At 73.2% G+C, this 15713-nt stretch carries 13 protein-coding genes; 1 reads left to right on the forward strand and 12 read right to left on the reverse strand.

The window, feature by feature from the left end; translation table 11 throughout:
• Positions 1-174: 174 nt before the first annotated feature.
• The 4 genes from ACZ4W5_RS01660 to ACZ4W5_RS01675 form a co-directional block, all read right to left on the reverse strand.
• A complete protein-coding gene (locus ACZ4W5_RS01660; RefSeq protein ID WP_465652035.1) occupies positions 175-1581 on the reverse strand; it encodes a S53 family peptidase in 1407 nt (468 codons plus the stop codon).
• Between the two features lie 285 nt (positions 1582-1866).
• A complete protein-coding gene (fabG, locus tag ACZ4W5_RS01665; protein WP_360229559.1) occupies positions 1867-2625 on the reverse strand; it encodes a 3-oxoacyl-ACP reductase FabG in 759 nt (252 codons plus the stop codon).
• A 142-nt stretch (positions 2626-2767) separates the two neighbouring features.
• On the reverse strand, positions 2768-3967 hold the full coding sequence (locus ACZ4W5_RS01670) for a thiolase family protein (RefSeq protein WP_465652037.1): 1200 nt from the start codon (positions 3965-3967) through the stop codon (positions 2768-2770).
• Between the two features lie 34 nt (positions 3968-4001).
• On the reverse strand, positions 4002-5165 hold the full coding sequence (locus ACZ4W5_RS01675; protein WP_465652206.1) for an acyl-CoA dehydrogenase family protein: 1164 nt from the start codon (positions 5163-5165) through the stop codon (positions 4002-4004).
• Positions 5166-5294: 129 nt separating this feature from the next.
• Here ACZ4W5_RS01675 and ACZ4W5_RS01680 point away from each other — a divergent pair, with 129 nt between their 5' ends.
• A complete protein-coding gene (locus ACZ4W5_RS01680) occupies positions 5295-5945 on the forward strand; it encodes a TetR/AcrR family transcriptional regulator (RefSeq protein ID WP_465652039.1) in 651 nt (216 codons plus the stop codon).
• A gap of 127 nt (positions 5946-6072) precedes the next feature.
• On the opposite strand, the gene ACZ4W5_RS01685 is transcribed toward ACZ4W5_RS01680, so the two are convergent.
• The 8 genes from ACZ4W5_RS01685 to ACZ4W5_RS01720 all read right to left on the reverse strand — a co-directional run bounded on the left by ACZ4W5_RS01685 (position 6073) and on the right by ACZ4W5_RS01720 (position 15709).
• Complete coding sequence (locus ACZ4W5_RS01685) at positions 6073-7203, reverse strand: nitric oxide synthase oxygenase (protein WP_465652208.1); 1131 nt, start codon at positions 7201-7203, stop codon at positions 6073-6075.
• 371 nt (positions 7204-7574) lie between these two features.
• Positions 7575-8999 (reverse strand): sugar porter family MFS transporter, encoded by a 1425-nt coding sequence (locus ACZ4W5_RS01690; protein WP_360229553.1) that lies wholly within the window; start codon positions 8997-8999, stop codon positions 7575-7577.
• A 147-nt stretch (positions 9000-9146) separates the two neighbouring features.
• Positions 9147-10118 carry an L-histidine N(alpha)-methyltransferase gene (gene egtD, locus ACZ4W5_RS01695; RefSeq protein WP_402488353.1) on the reverse strand — a complete coding sequence of 324 codons (972 nt, stop codon included), beginning with the start codon at positions 10116-10118 and terminating at the stop codon, positions 9147-9149.
• Between the two features lie 46 nt (positions 10119-10164).
• The gene (gene egtC, locus ACZ4W5_RS01700) at positions 10165-10914 is read right to left on the reverse strand and encodes an ergothioneine biosynthesis protein EgtC (protein WP_465652041.1); all 750 of its coding nucleotides are present in this window, start codon (positions 10912-10914) and stop codon (positions 10165-10167) included.
• Complete coding sequence (gene egtB / locus ACZ4W5_RS01705) at positions 10914-12398, reverse strand: ergothioneine biosynthesis protein EgtB (protein ID WP_465652043.1); 1485 nt, start codon at positions 12396-12398, stop codon at positions 10914-10916. The genes egtC and egtB overlap by 1 nt, the downstream gene beginning before the upstream one ends.
• A complete protein-coding gene (gene egtA / locus ACZ4W5_RS01710; protein WP_465652045.1) occupies positions 12395-13699 on the reverse strand; it encodes an ergothioneine biosynthesis glutamate--cysteine ligase EgtA in 1305 nt (434 codons plus the stop codon). Before egtA ends, egtB begins: the two co-directional genes overlap by 4 nt.
• A 253-nt stretch (positions 13700-13952) precedes the next feature.
• Positions 13953-15215 carry an aminotransferase class I/II-fold pyridoxal phosphate-dependent enzyme gene (locus ACZ4W5_RS01715; protein ID WP_465652047.1) on the reverse strand — a complete coding sequence of 421 codons (1263 nt, stop codon included), beginning with the start codon at positions 15213-15215 and terminating at the stop codon, positions 13953-13955.
• On the reverse strand, positions 15212-15709 hold the full coding sequence (locus tag ACZ4W5_RS01720) for an SRPBCC family protein (RefSeq protein WP_465652048.1): 498 nt from the start codon (positions 15707-15709) through the stop codon (positions 15212-15214). The genes ACZ4W5_RS01715 and ACZ4W5_RS01720 overlap by 4 nt, the downstream gene beginning before the upstream one ends.
• Between the last annotated feature and the right edge of the window lie 4 nt (positions 15710-15713).

Below are 15713 nucleotides of genomic sequence, written 5' to 3' on the forward strand. Positions count from 1 at the left end.
TGCGAGCAGCGGCCAGAGGACAGCGAACAGATGACAGGTAACAGATAACAGAAAACAGCGAACGGATAACAGATGTTGAAATCTGTTATCCGTTCGCTGTTACTTGTCAGCCGTCAGGCACCGCGTCCCGACCGACTGCTCGCTGTTCTCCGTTTATCGCTTACCGCTTACCGCTTACTGCTCGTTGCCCTGGCTGTTGTCGTCGAACCGCACGTCGCCCGCGATCGCGTGGACGAACTTGGTGCCGTCGATGGTGCCGAGGCCGGACGCGAGGTCGTAGCCCTCGGCGGCGTTGTAGCCGGTGACGCCGCCCCAGCCGTTGTCGCCGTCCTTGACGTCGACGATGCCGCTCCACTTGCTCGGCAGCAGGCTCAGGCCGTACAGGCTCGGGTTGAGCTGGCCGAGGCGGTGGCCGGCGAGCTGGTCGGCGAGCGCGACGATGCCCGAGAACAGCGGGGTGGCCTCGCTGGTGCCGCCGGTGAGGTGCCAGCCGACCGCGGTCGGGTCGTAGGACTCGTAGGTCCAGGCGGCGCCGTCGACGGCGGCGCTCATGCTGATGTCCGGGGTGCCGCGGTGGTTGCCGGTGACGTCGGAGACGCCGGCCTGGTACCACGGGCGCGAGAAGATCCCGGACACGCCACCGCCGCCGGCGCCGGACTTGTCGTGCCACACCTTGTCGGCCGCGGTGCGCTTGCCGTTGTCGTCCAGGGTCAGCTGGGTGCCGCCGATGGAGGTGACCAGCGGGTCCGAGGACGGCCAGGAGTTGACCTTGAACGGGTACAGGTCCGTGCCGTTGGTCTGCGAGTCGGTGGCGCCGTTGTCGCCGGAGGCGGCGAGCACGGTGACGTTGCGGTCGGCGGCGGCCTTGAAGGCGTAGCGCAGGTCGGTCAGCGACTTGAAGTCGCCCTTGTCGTAACCCGGGAAGGTGTTCTCGGTGGCGCCGAAGCTCTGCGAGATGACGTCGCCGATGCCCTTCTTGATCAGGTCCTTCTCGGCGTCCATCATCTCGGGCAGGCCGGTGGTGCCCTCGGTCTCGGCGACGCCGGTCTCGACCAGGATGATGTGGGCGTCGGGGGCCATCGCGTGGGCGTACTCGACGTCCAGGGTGGTCTCGCCGGCCCAGCCGGTGTGGTCGGGGTTCTTCGGGTCGAAGACGGGGACGTTGCCCCACTTCCGCACCTCGACCTGGGTGTCCTTGATGCCCCACTGCTTGTCGAAGACCTCCAGGTCGTGCTGGATGGTCGGCGAGCCGAAGGAGTCGACGATGACGATGGTCCGGCCCTTGCCGGTGATGCCCTCCTTGTACAGCGGGGCCAGGTTGTAGGCGGCCTGGTACTGGACCGGCGAGTAGCAGTGGATGCCGATCTGGCTGACGCACTGGGTGGTGCTCAGCGGCGCCGGGCGGGTCGTGGCGAGGTGGTGGCCGAAGGAGGCCGGGCGGACGTGGACGCCCGAGAGGTCGTGCGCGGGGGCGGCGGTCGCGGCGCCGACGGCCGGAACGGCGACGGTGCCCGCGGTGAGGGCGGTGGCCCCCACGGCGAGCAGAGCCAGGGCACGGCGGAGGGAGGCGGGGCTGCCCATGGAACTCCTTGGGACGCAGAGGGCCCGACCAGGTCCGGTCGGGTCGGTTCGGCCATCCCATCGAGTGCCGCATGATCATGCCATAGTCATTTGGTGGGGTCGCTCGACCAGGTCCATGGTCATGATCGGCCACGCGAAAGGGTAAAGGCCGTCCCAGGGAAAAGTAACCACGCACCTGGGACGGCCATGTGATGACGCGTCAGTAATATTCAATGAATATTAACCGTATCTTCCCAGCACCCACCCAATTCACGTACGGGTGCCGGATGTCCGCGCCGGCCGGAGCTACCGGGCCCCACCGTTGACGTACAGTGTCTGCCCGCTCACGTACGAGGCGTCCTCGCTCGCCAGGAAGGCCACCACCGAGGCGACCTCCTCCGGCTGCCCGACCCGGCGCAGCGGCGTGCGGGAGGCCACCTCGGTCTGGTGGTCCTCGGCGGTGGCGCCGACCCGCTCGGCGGTGGCGGCCGTCATCGCGGTGGCGATGTAGCCCGGGGCGACGGCGTTGACGTTGATGTTGAACGGCCCCAGCTCGATCGCCAGGGTCGCGGTGAGCCCCTGGATGCCGGCCTTGGCGGCCGCGTAGTTGGCCTGGCCCCGGTTGCCGAGCGCGGAGCGCGAGCTGAGCGAGACGATCTTTCCGTACTTCTGCGCCACCATGTACTTCTGCGCCACGTGGCTGCAGTTGTACGCGCTGGTCAGGTTGACCGTCAGGACGGTGTCCCAGTCGGCCTTGGGCATCTTGAAGAACAGGTTGTCCCGGGTGATCCCGGCGTTGTTGACCAGGATGTGCAGTCCGCCGAGTTCCTCCGCGACCCGGGCGAAGACCTCGTCGACGGCGTCGTAGTCGGCCACGTCGCAGCCGTAGGCCCGGGCGGTGCCGCCCTTGGCGGTGATCTCGGCGACCGTCCCGGCCGCCCGCTCGGCGGTCAGGTCGACCACCGCGACGCTCGCGCCCTCCTCCGCCAGCCGACGCGCGGTGGCCGCGCCGATGCCCTGCGCCGCGCCGGTCACCACGGCGACCTTCCCTGCGAACCGTGCCATGTCCGTTCCTCCGCTCACTGGATGCTCCCGCTCACTCGAAACCTGTCCCGAAACCCTGTCCCGGAACCCGTCCCGAAACCTGCCCCGGAACCCGTCCCGAAACCTGCCCCGGAACCCGTCCCGAAACCTGTCCCGACCCGTCTCAGACGTTCTCGACCAGCACGGCCGTACCCTGCCCCACGCCCACGCACATCGTGGCCAGGCCGCGCCGGGCGCCGGTGCGGCGCATGCGGTGCAGCAGGGTGGTGAGGATGCGGGCGCCCGAGCCGCCCAGCGGGTGGCCGAGGGCGATCGCCCCGCCGCTGGGGTTGACCACCTCGTCGGCCCGTTCCGGGCTGAACCCGATGCCGTCGGCGGAGGCCAGCGCCTGGGCGGCGAAGGCCTCGTTCAGCTCGGCGGTGTCCAGGTCGGCGAGGTCCCACCCGGCCCGGCCGAGCACCTTGGCGGTGGCGGGCACCGGCCCGATGCCCATCACGTCCGGGTGCACCCCGGCCGAGGCCCCGGCCACGTACCGGCCGAGCGGCTGCAGTCCGAGGTCGTGCAGCGCCTCCTCGCTGACCAGGACGAGCCCGGCCGCGCCGTCGTTCATCGGTGAGGCGTTCCCGGCCGTGACGGTGCCGCCCGGCCGGAAGGCCGGCTTGAGGCGGGCGAGCTTGTCGAGGCTGGTGTCCTCGCGGATGCCCTCGTCCTGGCTCACCGTCACCCCGTCCGGCCGCTCGACCGGGACCAGTTCGGCGTCGAAGTGCCCGTCCTTGCGGGCGGCGGCGGCCCGCTGATGGCTGCGCAGTGCGAAGGCGTCCTGGCGCTCGCGTCCGATGCCGTACCGGCCGGCCACCTCCTCCGCGGTCTCGCCCATGCTGAGCACGCCGTGCAGTTCGGCCATCCGCGGGTTGGTGAGCCGCCAGCCGAGCCGGGTGTCGTAGGTCTCGATCCGGTGCGGCAGCGCCTCGTCGGGGCGGGGCAGGACGAACGGCGCGCGGGTCATCGACTCGCAGCCGCCCGCCAGCACCACGTCGGCCTCGCCGGAGCCGATCGCCCGGGCGGCGAGAGTGACGGCCTCCAGGCCGGAGGCGCAGAGCCGGTTGACGGTGGCGCCGGGGACGGTCTCCGGCAGGCCGGCCAGCAGGACGGCCATCCGGGCGGCGTTGCGGTTGTCCTCGCCGGCCTGGTTGGCGGCGCCCCAGTAGACGTCGTCGATCCGGGCCGGGTCGAGGGCGGGTACGTCGGCGAGCAGGGCGCGCAGCACGGTGGCCGAGAGGTCGTCCGGCCGGACCGTGGCGAGCGCTCCGCGCAGCCGGCCGATGGGTGTGCGGCGGGCTGCGGCGAAGTAGACAGGGCGCACGTCGTGCTCCTTATCGGATGATCGGGGTGGTGGGTCAGAAGGCGTTGACGCCGGTCAGGGCGCGCCCGATGAGCAGTTGGTGGATCTGGCTGGTGCCCTCGTAGAGGGTCATCACCCGCGCGTCGCGCAGGTACTTGCCGACCGGGTACTCGTCGATGAAGCCGTAGCCGCCGAACACCTGGAGCGCGTTGTTGGCGGCCCGGACGGCGGCCTCGCTTGCGTAGAGCTTGGCGACGGAGGACTCGGTGGCGAACGGCAGGCCGCGTTCGATGTGGTCGGCGACCTTCCAGGTGAGCAGCCGGGCCGCCTCGACGTCGACCGCGATGCCGGCCAGCAGTTCCTGGACGAGCTGGTGCGAGGCGATCGGCTTGCCGAACTGCTCGCGCTCGCCGGCGTAGCGGACGGCGGCCTCCAGGCAGGCCCGGGCGATGCCGACGCAGCCGGCCGCGACCGACATCCGGCCCTTGGCCAGGGCCGCCATCGCCACCGTGAAGCCCTTGCCGACCTCGCCGAGCCGGGCGCTGTCGGGCACCCGGACGCCGTCCAGGTCGAGTCCGGCGGTGGTCTGGCCGCGCAGGCCGAGCTTGCCGTGGATCTCGGTGCGGCCGAAGCCGGGCAGGCCGGTGGGGACGAGGAAGGCGGTGATGCCCCGGTGGCCCTGCTGCTCGGGGTGGTCGCCGCCGGTGCGGGCGAAGACCAGGGCGACGTCGGCCCAGGTGCCGTTGGTGATGAAGGTCTTGGCGCCGCTGATCAGCCAGTCGTCGCCGTCGCGCACGGCCCGGGTGGTGAGGTGGGCGGCGTCCGAGCCGGTGCCGGGTTCGGTGAGGGCGAAGCAGGCCAGGGCCTCGCCCGAGGTGAGCCGGGGCAGCCAGTGCCGCTTCTGCTCCTCGGTGCCGAAGGCGTTGATCGACTTGCCGACCAGGCCGAGCGAGACCGAGACGATCCCGCGCACGGCCGAGTCGCCGCGCCCGAGTTCCTCCAGGACCAGGCAGTAGGCGAGGTGGTCGCCGCCGCTGCCGCCGTACTCCTCGGGGATGGTCAGGCCGAGGAAGCCGACCTTCCCGAGCTTGCCGATGATCGCGCGGTCCACCTGTTCGGCGCGGTCCCACTCGGCGGCGTACGGCACGATCTCGCGGTCGGTGAACGAGGCGGCCAGCTCGCGGACGGCGGCCTGCTCCTCGGACAACTCCAGGTTCACGACGGTGCCCACCTCGTTAAACTAGCGCTGCAAGTTTTACGTGTGGACTGTAGACCCGACCCGCCCGTGCTGGGAAGGGGTACCTGCCAGAATCGGTCCCCACCCCACCCGACCGGAGGTAGCGACCCGATGGCTCGCCCGCGCACCCCGCTGCTCAGCCGTGAGCTCATCGTCACGGCCGCCCTGCGGCTGATCGACGACGAGGGGCTGGAGGCGCTCTCCACCCGCCGCCTCGCGGCCGGGCTCTCGGTCAGCGGGCCCTCGCTCTACAACCACTTCGCCACCAAGGACGAGCTGCTGGACGCGGTGGTGGACAGCGTGATCGGCGAGGTCGACCTGTCGATGTTCGACGACCGGGCCACCCCCTGGCCGGAGGCGCTGCACGCCTGGGCGCGCTCCTACCGCGCCGCGCTGGCCGCCCACCCCAACATCGTCCCGGTGCTCGCCCAGGGGCCGGGACGGCGGCCCAACGCGCTGCGGCTGGCCGACGCCGTGTTCGGGCACCTGGTCGGATCCGGGTGGCCGCGCGGCCAGGCCACCCGGATCGGCGCGCTGATGCGCTACTTCGTCACCGGTTCCGCGCTGGCCTCCTTCGCGGCCGGCTTCCCGGCGGACGCCGAGGTGTACGACGCGGCCGACTACCCGCACCTCGGCGAGGCCCACCGGCTCGCGGGGCACCGGGGTTCGGTCGACGAGGGCGCCTTCGAGACCGGCCTGGAGGCACTGCTGGACGGGCTCGCGCTGCGTTTCGAGCGCCTGGCGGTGCGGTCGCCCTCGTAGTCGCGGGCGACCGGCGGTCCCACTGGTCCCACTGGTCCCACCGGGCACGCCGGGGCTGCCGAGGGCGCCGGGGCTGCCGGGGACGCCGGGGTCACGGGAGCCGCCGGAGCCGCGGCGCCCGCCCCGGTCACCAGGGCTCGCGGGCCAGGAAGGCCGGCCGCTGCTCCGGGTCCACCGGGTCGTAGTACCGGTGGTAGACCGGGGTCAGCCCGCCGGAGACCGGGGGCACGATCCAGCTCCAGTCCGCCGGGGTCGGGCGGCCGAGGCGCTGCTCCTGGGCGACGTGCTTGAGGAAGCGCGCCGACTCGGTGTGGTGGTCCGCGATCGTCACCCCGGCCTCCTGGAAGGAGTGCAGCACCGCGAGGTTGAGCTCGACCAGGGCGCGGTCGCGCCAGAGCGTGCGCTCGCTGGAGGTGTCCAGGCCCAGCCCTTCGGCGACCGTGCCGAGCATGTCGTAGCGGTCGGCGTCGGCCAGGTTGCGGGCGCCGATCTCGGTGCCCATGTACCAGCCGTTGAACGGCGCGGTGGGGTAGCGGACGCCGCCGATCTCCAGCGTCATGTCGCTGATCGCGGGCACCGCGTACCAGCGCAGCCCGAGTTCGGCGAACCAGGCGTGCTCGGGGTGGCTCAGCGGCACCTCCAGGGTGGTGTCGTCCGGCAGGCCGTACCAGCGCGGGCGCTCCTGCGGGCCTTCCTGGAGCAGCAGCGGCAGCACCTCGAAGCGGTCCTCGGCGCACTTCCAGCCGAGCCCGCGGGCCAGCTCGGCGAGTTCGGCGCCCGCCGGGTCGCCGACCACGGCGCCGTCGACCCGGTGCCCGGCGTAGCGGACCAACTGCTGGTTGAGGATCCGCGGGGCCGGGCGGCCCGGGCGGTCGGGGGCGAACACCGAGACCACCGGGCGGATCCGGCCGCCGTTGCCCGCCAGCCGGAGGTGCTCGAAGCACTCGGCGGCGATGTCGTCGGGGTCGGACAGGTGGCGCAGGTCGCGGACCACCAGGCTGCGCCAGTACAGCCGGCCGATGCAGCGGGCGGCGTTGCGCCAGGCGAGCTTGGCACCGTAGGCGAGTTCGGCGGGGGTGTGGTGGTAGCTGCCGGTGCGGTCGATCTCCTCCCGGACGGCGCGCAGCCTCGGCCCCGGGTCCCCGGCGGCGGGCTGCTCGCGGTGGAACTGCCGGACGAACTCGGCGGCCTGCCCGGGGTCGGTGAACGGCGGTGGCGCGGACGGCAGTTGCGCCTCCGGGGCCGGCTGTGCGGCCAGCTCCGGGGCCGGGTGCGGGGTCGGCTGTGCGGTCGGGTGCGGGCTCGGGTGCGGGGTCAGCGGCGGGGCCGGGTGGGGGTCCGACTGCGGGTCCGGCCGCAGCCTCGGCCCGGGGGTCGGCGGTACGGGTGGCGCGAAGCCCGTCGCGGGGTGCGCGTGGGCGTACGGGCAGCCGCCGCTCGGGGCGGTGGCGGTTCTGCGGGTGCGGAGCCGGTTGAAGATCAAGGACACATCCCTCCTGGCGAACAGGAGTACCGGAGGTGCCCGGCCCACCGCAGGGAGTGAACGATTCGGCCCCCGCACCCGCGCTCTGCGCGCTAGGGTGCGGGGGCCGAAGGTCGGATCGTACGACCGGAAGGTAGGGGCTTCGGTCAGCCCATGTCCTCGAGGCGGATGCCCTTGGTCTCCTTCATGTACTTCGCCACGAAGACGATCGACAGGGCCGCGAAGGCCGCGTACACCAGGTAGGTCGCCGAGAGGTTCCAGCGCGAGAGCGACGGGAACGACACGGTGATGGCCCAGTTGGCGATCCACTGCGCGGAGGCGGCGACGGAGAGCGCGGCGGCGCGGATCCGGTTCGGGAACATCTCGCCGAGCATCACCCAGACGACCACGCCCCAGGACATCGCGAAGAACAGCACGAAGGCGTTGGCGGAGATCAGCGCGACGGTGCCCTGGAGGTCGGGCAGCGTGACGTTGTCGCCGGAGCCGGTCGCGGAGGAGAACGCCCAGCCCGCGGCGGCGAGGGTGACGGCCATGCCCGCCGAGCCGATCAGGGCGAGCGGCTTGCGGCCGATCCGGTCGACCAGCAGGATCGCGATCACGGTGCCGAGGATGTTGATGACCGAGCCGATGAAGCTGATCAGCAGCGAGTTGCTCTGGTCGATGCCGACCGACTGCCACAGGATCGACGAGTAGTAGAAGATCACGTTGATGCCGACCAGCTGCTGGAAGACCGACAGGCCGATGCCGACCCAGACGATCGGGAGCAGGCCGAAGCGGCCGCCGAGCAGGTCGCGGAAGCGCGGGCGGTGGTCGGAGGCGATCAGCGACTGGATCTCGGCGATCCGGGCATCGGTGTCGATGCCCTCGCCCTCGACCTCGGCCAGCACCTTGCGGGCGTCGTCCAGGCGCTCGGCCTGGATCAGGTAGCGGGGGGACTCCGGGATCACCGAGGAGAGCACGAAGTAGACCGCGGCCGGCACCACGCAGACGCCGAGCATCCACTGCCAGGCCTCCAGGCCGAGCAGCCGGCCGCGGGTGTCACCGCCGGCGGCGTCCGCCAGCACCCAGTTGACCAGCTGGGATATCGCGATGCCGAGCACGATGGCGGCCTGCTGGAAGGAGGCCAGCCGGCCGCGGTACTTGGTCGGCGCGACCTCGGCGATGTAGGTCGGGGCGATCACCGAGGCGATGCCGATGGCCGCGCCGCCGAGGACGCGCCACAGGGCGAGGTCCCAGGGGGAGAACGGCAGCATCGAGCCGACGGCGCTGACCGCGAACAGCAGCGCGCCCGCCTTCATGACCTTGATCCGGCCGTAGCGGTCGGCGAACCGGCCGGCCAGCGCGGCACCGACCGCGGAGCCCAGCAGCGCCGAGGAGACGATCAGGCCGGTCTCGCCGCTGCCGACTCCGAACTTCCCCTGGATGCCGGAGACGGCGCCGTTGATCACGGAGCTGTCGTAGCCGAACAGGAAGCCGCCCAGGGCAGCGGCGGCGGTGATGAAGACGACGAAGCCGAGGCGGCCGGGCGCAGTGGCCTCGGCCGCCCCGGAGGGCTTCTGGGTGACGCTCACGATCTTGACTCCTGGGTACTCAACGCTGAGCTCGGTAGCCGAGATCGTAACCCCTATTCGTTCAAGCCTTGTAGACGGGGAGGCTCAAGTTTTGCTCTGAGAATTCGTAAGGTGAACAAGCAAATTGGGCCTCCGGGGGTGCTTCGCTCAGGCCGGGGCGGAGAGCGAGAGTCCGAACCGGCCCTCGGGGTCCGTCCACCAGTGGGTCAGCCGCAGCCCGGCCGCGGCCAGCTCCCCGGCCACCCGCTCCCGGCGGAACTTGGCCGACACCTCGGTGCGCAGCTCCTCGCCCCGGTCGAAGTGCACCGGCAGGTTCAGGGCCGGGATCTTCACGGTCTGCGAGCGCAGCGAGCGCAGTCGCATCTCGATCCACTCCTGCTCCGGGTCCCAGAGCGCGACGTGCTCGAAGGCCTCCGGGTCGAAGTCGGCGCCCAGCTCGCGGTTGAGCACGTTGAGCACGTTGCGGTTGAACTCGGCGGTCACCCCGGCGGAGTCGTCGTAGGCGGCGACCAGCACCGCCGGGTCCTTGACCAGGTCGGTGCCGAGCAGCAGGAAGTCGCCCGGGTCGAGGGCGGCGCGCAGGCCGCGCAGGAAGCCGGCCCGCTCCTGGGGCAGCAGGTTGCCGAGGGTGCCGCCGAGGAAGGCGACCAGGCGCGGGCCGCCCTCCGGGGGCAGGCCGAGGCGGGCGGTGAAGTCGGCCAGCACGCCGTGCACGGCCAGTCCGGGGTACTCGGCGGCGAGTGCGGTGCCGGCCGCCACCAGGGCGCTCTCGCTGACGTCCACCGGGACGTAGGTCTCCAGGTCGCCGGTCGAGCGCAGCGCGTCCAGCAGCAGCCGGGTCTTCTCGGAGGAGCCGGAGCCCAGTTCGACCAGGGTGTGGGCGCGGGTGGCGGCGGCGATCTCGCCGGCCCGGGCGGTGAGGATGGCCCGCTCGGCGCGGGTCGGGTAGTACTCGGGCAGCCGGGTGATCTCCTCGAACAGCTCGCTGCCCCGGGCGTCGTAGAACCACTTCGGCGGCAGCCACTTGGGGTCGGCGGTCAGTCCGTGCCGCACGTCGTGGTGCAGCGCGGTGCTGAAGTGGTCGGCGGGCAGCAGTCGGGTGAGATCGAAGGTGTCCATGACAGGGTGGTTCCTCTGTTCAGAAGATGAAGGGGAGAGTGGAGGGTCAGTAGTGACTGGGGAGCTGCCGGACGGTGACGCCCGTGGCGTCGGCCAGCAGCAGGGAGCCCTCCGGGACGGGTGTCCACTCCGGGGCGTCGTCGTACGGTTCGGAGGCCACCACCGTGCCGAGGCCGGGCAGGCGTCGGTGGTGCAGGGTGTCGCCCCAGGCGGTCGCGGCGAGCGCGGTGCCGTCGGTGAGCAACAGGTTGAGCCGTCCGGTGGTGTGCGCGGTGACGTCGGCCACCGTGCCCGCGAGCGCCGCGCCGAGGCTCTCGCCCCGGCGCAGCCGGTGCAGGGCCAGGGCCCACAGCAGGGCCGAGTCGGTCCGGGCCTCCAGCTCCAGCAGTTCGGCGGGCGGCAGCAGGGCGGCGAGCGCGTCCAGCTTGCCGGGCCAGCCGGCCACCGCCCCGTTGTGGCTGAACAGCCAGCGTCCGGCGGCGAACGGCGCGGCCGCGGCCTCGCCCGCCGCGCAGCCGTCGGTGGCGGAGCGGACGGCCGCCAGCAGTGCCCGGGTGCGGATCACCCGGGCGAGGTCGGCGAAGCCGGCGTCCGCCCAGATCGGCCCGGCCCGGCGGTAGCGGGCGGGCACCTCGTCGCCGTCCGCGTACCAGCCGAGGCCGAAGCCGTCCACGTTGACCGTCCCGTACTGCTGGGTGCGCGGCGCCCAGGACTGCCGGTGCAGCGCGTACGGCGGCTGCACCAGCAGCTCCTGCAGCGCCACCGGCTCACCCAGGTAGGCGAGGTGACGACACATCAGAAGCCCTCCCGGTGGTGCTGCGGGCCGCGGGCGTCGTGCTCCGCACTGCGGGCGGTGCGGAAGCCGGAGAAGATCTGCCGCCGGACGGGGTAGTCCCAGTTGCGGAAGGTGCCCCGGCAGGCGACCGGCGCCACCGCGAAGCAACCGCCGCGCAGCACCTTGTACTCGGGCCCGAAGAAGACCTCCGAGTACTCCTGGTACGGCCAGGCCCGGAACCCCGGGTAGGGGTGGAAGTCGCTGGCCGTCCACTCCCACACATCGCCCATCAACTGCCTTACCCCGTAAGGGGATTCTCCCGCCGGATAGCTGCCGGCGGCGGCCGGGCGCAGGTGCCGCTGGCCGAGGTTGGCGTGCTCGGGGCCGGGCGGGCCGTCACCCCAGGGGTAGCGCCGCGAGCGGTCGGTGGCCGGGTCGTGCCGGGCCGCCTTCTCCCACTCGGCCTCGGTCGGCAGCCGCCGCCCGGCCCAGCGGGCGTACGCGTCCGCCTCGTACCAACTGACGTGCAGCACCGGCTCGTTAGGTGGCACCGGTTCGACGGTGCCGAACCGGCGGCGCAGCCACTGGCCGTCCTGCTGCTGCCAGAACAGCGGGGCGGTCAGGTCGGCCCGGAGCCGGTGCTGCCAGCCCTCCGCGGTCCACCAGCGCGGGTCGTGGTAGCCGCCGTCGGCGATGAAGCGCTGGTAGGCGGCGTTGGTGACCGGGGTGGTGTCCAGGAAGTAGGCCGGCAGGTCGACCCGGTGGGCCGGGCGCTCGTTGTCCAGGGCCCACGGCTCGATGTCCGTGCCCATGGTGAAGGGGCCCGCGGGGATCAGGACCTCGGCGGGCAGGGTGGCCGCGTCGGCGGGCGCGGGCGGCGGCGGGGGAGCGGCCAGGGCGGGTTCGCCCCGGCGGAGCTGGTGGGTGATCAGCATCGTCTCGTCGTGCTGCTGCTCGTGCTGGGCGATCATCCCGAAGGCGAACCCGGCGTCCAGCAGCGGTGCACCCTCCAGGGGGCTGGCGGCCAGCAGGTCCAGCACCCGGCCGCGCACCTCGTGGGCGTACGCGCGGGCCTCGGCCGGCGGCAGCAGCGGCAGACTGGGGCGCTCGGCCCGGGGGTGCTGGAACGCGTCGTACAGCGGGTCGATCTCGGGGTGCATCGGGTCCCGGCCACCGACGTTGCGCAGCAGCCACAGCTCCTCCTGGTTGCCGATGTGCGCGAGGTCCCAGACCAGCGGCGACATCAGCGGCGAGTGCTGGGCGGTGAGGTCGGCGTCCTCGACGCAGTCGGTCAGCGCGGCGGTCCGGGCGCGGGCGGCCAGCAGTTCGGCGGCGATGCTCTCGCGCAGGGCCTCGGTGCCGGCCTCGATCCCGGCCGCGGTGCCGGCCTCGTGGGTGGCGGTGGGACCGGTGGGACCGGCGGTCGGCGCGCCCGGGTCGGCGCTGCCCGTTCCGGGGCCGGCGGCGCCTGTTCCGGCGGGTGCGGGCGGTCGGACGTCGGTCATGATGCCTCCTCCGGGGGAGTGCGTCGGGTGCCGGAGCGCAGGGCGTCCAGCTGGTCGTCGGCCGGGCAGCGGCCGCGCGCGGGGTAGCGCTCGGCGAACTCGGCGACGGTGGCGCGCAGCCGCCCGGCGCCGGGCAGGCGGCCCAGCGCGGCGTCGGCGACGGCGAAGCAGGTGAGGGCGGCGCGGCGCAGCTCGGGATCGGCGACGCCCAGGGTGGCGGCGCGGCGCCAGACCCCGCTGCGCGGTGGGCGCGGACTGGTGGCGCCGTCCCGTCGGTCGGCGGCGTCGAGCGGCTCCAGCGCGGCGAGTGCGGTGTCGGCGGCCACCGGGTCGTCCAGCAGCGCGGTGACCAGGGCGGCGGGCACCACCCAGCCGTCACCGGGCTGGGCGTCGATCATCCGTAGCTCCAGGTGGCCGCGGGGGCGCACCGGGGGGAACAGGGTGGTGCAGTGGTACTCCAAGTCGGCCAGTGTGGCCGGTCGTTCGCCCGCGCCGCGGGTCCAGTCGCGGAAGGTCAGGCCGGGCGGGGCGGTCCAGGGCAGCCCCTCCGGCCTTCGCACGCACAGGACTTCGGCGTCCAGCACGTACTGCGCCCAGGCCTCGCGCGGGTCACCGTGGTCCGGCTCGGGGGCGAGGGTGCGGGTCGGGTCCATCCGGGACCAGACGGTCTGCCGGGTGGACCGGTGACCGGTCGGCTTCCCGTCCAGGAGCGGGGAGTTGGCGAAGGCGGCGACCAGCACCGGGCCGAGCCGGTGGACCAGCTGCCAGCGCCGCTCGACCGCGTGCGGGCCGTCCGCGTCACCGGCGTCCAGGCACACCTGCACGGATGCGGTACCGGTCATCATGACCCGGCCCCACGGCCCGGCCGAGTCGAAGAAGCGCTCCATCGCGAGGTAGCGGGGGTGGTCCAGCACCATCCGTCGGGGGCGGGCGAGCGGGTCCGTCCCGGTGCCGGTGAGGCGCAGGCCCTGCGCCGCGAAGGCGGACCGCAGGGCGGTCAGATCGCGTCGGGTGTCGTCGACGCAGGCCAGCAGGCCGGTGGCGGGCGGGGAGCTGAGCTCGACCTGTCCGCCGGGTTCGAGCGTGAGGCGCGAACCGGAGGGGAGCGAGGTGCCGTCCGGGCCGCCCAGGGGCAGCGATTCCAGCGCGGCGTGGAGCAGTTCGGGAGGAACCGGCCGGCCGGGACATCGGTCGTCATGGACGAACCACTCGACCTCGACCCCCACCAGGCGGGGCGGTCCGATCTTGAAACAGACGCCCGACACGTGGCTGCGCGCCCCCGATTCGGTCAACGGGGTCACCCCTGACGGGGGCGGTGCTGCGCTCTGCCGGTCGGGCGGAGTGGTGCGGGATGTCGGTATCACCGGACTCACCATCCTCGGGATCACGATTGCGGCCCGGTCTACTTTGCCCAGTCTGCTACGGAGCATGCGGGGGCGCCTCGCAAATATCGCGTGAATGTTCGTTTGCGCAGGTCAGAGGCATGGCGATCGGGTGAATACGGGGCTCTCGAGGGCGCCGGGAAGCGCCTCCCGGGCCGGGCACGTGCCCCGGTCACAGGCGGTCCAGGCGCTCCAGGACGGTGTCCAGCACCGGGCCCGGCAGGGCGTAGTTGAGGCGCAGCGAACCCGCGCCGCCCGGGCCGAACTCGGCGCCGTCGGAGGCCTCCAGGCCGCAGCGCTCCAGCAGCGCGGCGCGGGCGTCCGTGGGCGGCAGGCCGAGGGCGGCGGCGTCCAGCCAGAGCAGGTACGAGGCCTGCGGGGCGGAGCGGACGGCGGGACCGAGCCGCTCGGTGAGCCGGGTGCGGGCGGCGGCGAGGTGTGCCAGCAGCGCGTCCAGCCACGGGCCGCCCTCGCCGAGCGCGGCCCGCTGTACGGTCTGCTCCAGCAGGCCGCCCTCCCAGAGGCCGTAACCGGCCAGGGTGTCGGTCAGCCGGGCGCGCAGCGCCGGGTCCGGGACGAGTGCCCAACTGCTGGGAATGCCTGAGCAGTTGAAGGTCTTGCCGACCGAGTTGAGGGTGACGGTGCGGTGCCGCAGGGCGGGGTCGACGACGGCGACGGCGACGGGGTGGGCCCGGCCGGGGTGGGTGAGGTCGCCGTGCACCTCGTCCGAGACCAGCAGCGCGCCGGCCTCGGCGGCCCGTTCGGCCAGGGCGCGCAGTCGGGCGGCGGGCCAGACCCGGGCCGAGGGGTTGTGCGGGCTGCTCAGCAGGAGGGCGGTGGCGGGGCGGGGGAGCGGGGCGTCGGGGAGCAGGTAGCCGTCCGGGCCGGCGGGCAGCGGCAGTTCGCGGTACTCGGCCCGGGCGGCGCGGCAGAGTTGGGCGAAACCGCCCCACTCGGGGGTGGGGAAGAGGACGGGGGCCCGCGGGTCTGCGGCCTCCGTCCGTACGGTCTCCAGGAGCAGGCGCAGTGTGGTGCGCGGGCCGCAGGGGAGCAGCAGCACCCAGTCCGGGTCGACCTCGACGCCGTGCCGGGTGCGGTACCAGTCGGCGACCAGGGTCCGCCCGGCCGGGTCGCAGACGGTGTACCCGTACGCGGGGTGGCGGGCGCGCCGGGCCAGGGCCTCGGCGACGGCGGGCGGGCCGGGGAGGTCCATGTCCGCCAGGCCCATCGGGATCACGCCGGGGGCGTCGGCCCGGGCCCACTTGCTGCTGCCGGTACCGGTGCGGTCGAAGGGGGCGTCGAAGCCGAACTCGGGGGCGGGGGTGGGGCCGGGGTCGGGGTCGCGGTCGGGGTCGGGGCCCGGTTTCGGCGAACAACTGACAGCTGACAGATTTCGAAAGTTGAAATCTGTTCGCTGAAATCTGTCATCTGTCATCTGTTCGCCGTCCTTCGTCCGCCGCCGCCACCCGCCAGGCCCGTCAGGTACGCCGCCAGTCCGCGGCCTCCCCGGTGCATCATCACCGCGTGGTTGGCCCGGAACAGCGGGTGCAACGGCAGGGCCAGCCGCCGCAGCAGGGCCTTGGCGGGGCGGGTGTCCTCCTCGAAGAGCACCCGGCACCGCGTGCCGCCCGGCCCGTCCGCCGTCACGGTGAACCGTGACCACCCGACCAGGTCACCCCGCATCGCCGCCTCCAGCACCCCGGCCGCCGGGTCACGCCGACGGGTCTCCAGCCCGATCACCAGCCGGTACGGCAGCAGCCCCCGGACCACCACCTCGCCGGACCCCGACCCCGCACCGGTCTCCCGGGCCTCGCGGACCTCCGGCCACCACAGCGGGTAGCTCCGGACGTCCTCCAGCGCCGCGTACACCGCCGGGGCGGGTGCCGCGAGCCGCCACACGCCCCGGAAGCGGTAGTGGTTGGGATCCACGGGT

It is taken from the genome of Kitasatospora sp. NPDC029367 (assembly GCF_055569135.1).

What these genes read in the sequence shown, in the direction of transcription:
- ACZ4W5_RS01660 (WP_465652035.1), bottom strand. Translation starts at nt 1,581, where the DNA reads ATGGGCAGCCCCGCCTCCCTCCGCCGTGCCCTGGCTCTGCTCGCCGTG.
- fabG (WP_360229559.1), bottom strand. Translation starts at nt 2,625, where the DNA reads ATGGCACGGTTCGCAGGGAAGGTCGCCGTGGTGACCGGCGCGGCGCAG.
- ACZ4W5_RS01680 (WP_465652039.1), top strand. Translation starts at nt 5,295, where the DNA reads ATGGCTCGCCCGCGCACCCCGCTGCTCAGCCGTGAGCTCATCGTCACG.
- egtD (WP_402488353.1), bottom strand. Translation starts at nt 10,118, where the DNA reads ATGGACACCTTCGATCTCACCCGACTGCTGCCCGCCGACCACTTCAGC.
- egtC (WP_465652041.1), bottom strand. Translation starts at nt 10,914, where the DNA reads ATGTGTCGTCACCTCGCCTACCTGGGTGAGCCGGTGGCGCTGCAGGAG.
- egtB (WP_465652043.1), bottom strand. Translation starts at nt 12,398, where the DNA reads ATGACCGACGTCCGACCGCCCGCACCCGCCGGAACAGGCGCCGCCGGC.
- ACZ4W5_RS01715 (WP_465652047.1), bottom strand. Translation starts at nt 15,215, where the DNA reads ATGACAGATGACAGATTTCAGCGAACAGATTTCAACTTTCGAAATCTG.